The 2,240-nt window shown below is 38.7% G+C and carries 4 protein-coding genes; all 4 read left to right on the forward strand.

All coding sequences use genetic code 11. The annotated features are described in order from the left end of the window. Window positions 1-91 precede the first annotated feature (91 nt). A complete protein-coding gene (uvrA, locus tag HMPREF2810_RS00005; protein WP_002370254.1) occupies window positions 92-1,420 on the forward strand; it encodes an ultraviolet resistance protein UvrA in 1,329 nt (442 codons plus the stop codon). Beyond that, the gene (locus tag HMPREF2810_RS00010) at window positions 1,417-1,767 is read left to right on the forward strand and encodes a UvaF (RefSeq protein WP_070635582.1); all 351 of its coding nucleotides are present in this window, start codon (window positions 1,417-1,419) and stop codon (window positions 1,765-1,767) included. The genes uvrA and HMPREF2810_RS00010 overlap by 4 nt, the downstream gene beginning before the upstream one ends. Continuing rightward, window positions 1,724-1,936 (forward strand): hypothetical protein, encoded by a 213-nt coding sequence (locus HMPREF2810_RS15950; protein WP_002360669.1) that lies wholly within the window; start codon window positions 1,724-1,726, stop codon window positions 1,934-1,936. The genes HMPREF2810_RS00010 and HMPREF2810_RS15950 overlap by 44 nt, the downstream gene beginning before the upstream one ends. Window positions 1,937-2,026: 90 nt before the next feature. Then, complete coding sequence (locus HMPREF2810_RS15060) at window positions 2,027-2,128, forward strand: type I toxin-antitoxin system Fst family toxin (RefSeq protein WP_154082327.1); 102 nt, start codon at window positions 2,027-2,029, stop codon at window positions 2,126-2,128. Window positions 2,129-2,240: the final 112 nt, after the last annotated feature.

Here is a 2,240-nt window from a genome sequence, read left to right on the forward strand (position 1 = left end):
GTGTATAAAAAAATACGGAAAACTGAATTTTACTAGTTGTCAAAGAGAACATTAGTTCGTATAATGAGTTAGTAGAAAGAAGGGATTTTGGATGAATTTGACGTTCGATTATACGAAAGAACCCAGTCGTGATGTGCTTTGTATCGACGTAAAAAGTTTTTATGCTAGCGTGGAATGCGTAGAACGTGGACTTGATCCATTGAAGACAATGCTTGTGGTCATGAGCAATTCTGAAAATTCGGGTGGCCTGGTACTCGCTGCTTCCCCTATGGCAAAAAAAGTATTAGGCATTTCCAATGTTACAAGGAAAAATGAAGTTCCGGACCACCCGAACTTAATTATTGTATCTCCACGCATGAAATTGTACATGAAGAAAAATCAAGAAATTAACAATTTATATAAACGCTTTGTTTCTGATGAAGATCATTCTGTATTCAGTGTCGATGAATCGTTTCTTGATGTGACTGCTTCGCTGACCTATTTTAAGTGTGACACCGCCTATAAACTGGCCAAGATTATTCAACGTGTGATTTATAATCATATGGGATTATATGTAACAATCGGAATTGGGGAAAATCCGTTGCTGGCCAAGTTAGCATTGGATAATGAAGCAAAGAATGCACCAGGATTTGTAGCTGAATGGCGCTATGAAGATGTGCCAAAAAAAGTTTGGCCAATCTCCCCTCTTACAGAATTTTGTGGGATAGGAAATCGCATGGCTGCTCGCTTAAAAAAGCTAGGTATTCGGTCCATTTATGACCTAGCGCACATTGAACCCTACATGTTAAAAGAGCGTTTTGGTATCATGGGGCTACAGCTGTACGCGCACTCATGGGGCATAGATCGTAGTTTTTTAGGGCAAAAAGCGGGACGACCAACAGAAAAATCATTTGGTAATAGTCAGGTCTTACCCAAAGATTATGCAAATAAAGAACAAATAAAATTGGTTTTGAAGGAATTGTCGGACCAGGTTGCTAGTCGCTTACGCATGGCATCGTGTCAGACAACCTGTGTCTCTTTGTTTGTTGGCTACTCAAAAGGTCAGACAGACAAATACGGCCAAACCGGCTGGCGTAGACAAATGAAAGTAGAACCAAGTAATAACACAAAAGTCTTGACTGAACATGTACTGCGTCTTTTTGAAGAGAATTACGCACCAGGGGTCGACGTACGAAATTTAGGAGTATCCTATGGCCGTCTTGTATGGAACAAAAATTTACAGCTGGATTTATTTTCTGTTCCGGAGGAGCAAATTCATGAAACGGATATGTATTTTCTTATTGATAAAATACGTCAGAAATTTGGGTTTAAAGCACTGATACATGCTTCTTCACTGATGGAAGGCGCCACAGCAATTTCACGAGCAAGCCTTGTTGGTGGCCATGCAGGTGGAACTGTTGGCTTAGGTACAACCAAATGAAGCAAAATAGAAAAGAATTTTCTTCTTATTTTTTTCGCTCAATCAAACAAAATAAGCCATTATATTTATTACTTATGTCTTCAGAAACCAATCCTTTTCCTAGACCAGTTATAGGAACTTTTCGAGGATATGCGGAAGAAAACAAAATAATAATTGGTGAAGATTCCTATAGTATAGAAGAAATTGACTTCGTGTGTATGTATCGTCATTCTAGTAGAATAAAACAAGAAGAAAGAGTAAATTCAAACCCTTTTCAAGGTTTGGTCTCCCTTACTTTGTCAAAAAAAGAGCAGAAAAAGTTAGATGAGTATTTTAGCGATTGGGGGTTTCGTAATGAAGGCATATGATTATAATGGTACCATTATTCCTCTAGGAGACAGCGTCCGCCAAGTGGCTTATGTAGAATGCAGCTGTGGCTGTCTAGCAAGCAGAGTTACGAGTGACTCAAACAAGTATAAATGTTCCTGGTGTAAACGAGTTTACACGCTTAGAAAAGATCATAGAACAGCTAGATAAATTGTTGAATGTTTTATTATTGAATTGGCAGAATTTCAATCTATGATATAATTAATACGGCAGCTCGCCTCGATTGGAGGTGTGTTATTTGTGAAAGATTTAATGTCGTTGGTTATCGCACCGATCTTTGTAGGATTGGTTCTGGAAATGATTTCTCGTGTGTTGGACGAGGAAGACGATAACCGAAAGTAAGCTGCTATCAACACACACGCTAGGAGTCGCAACTAGTGTAAAAAAAAGCAATCCTATTCGCCGTAGGATTGCTTTTTGTGTTATTTGTACGATTTAATGTCGTTTCGCACCT

Origin of the sequence: Enterococcus sp. HMSC078F03 (assembly GCF_001811595.1) — a bacterium.
GTDB lineage: Bacteria > Bacillota > Bacilli > Lactobacillales > Enterococcaceae > Enterococcus > Enterococcus faecalis.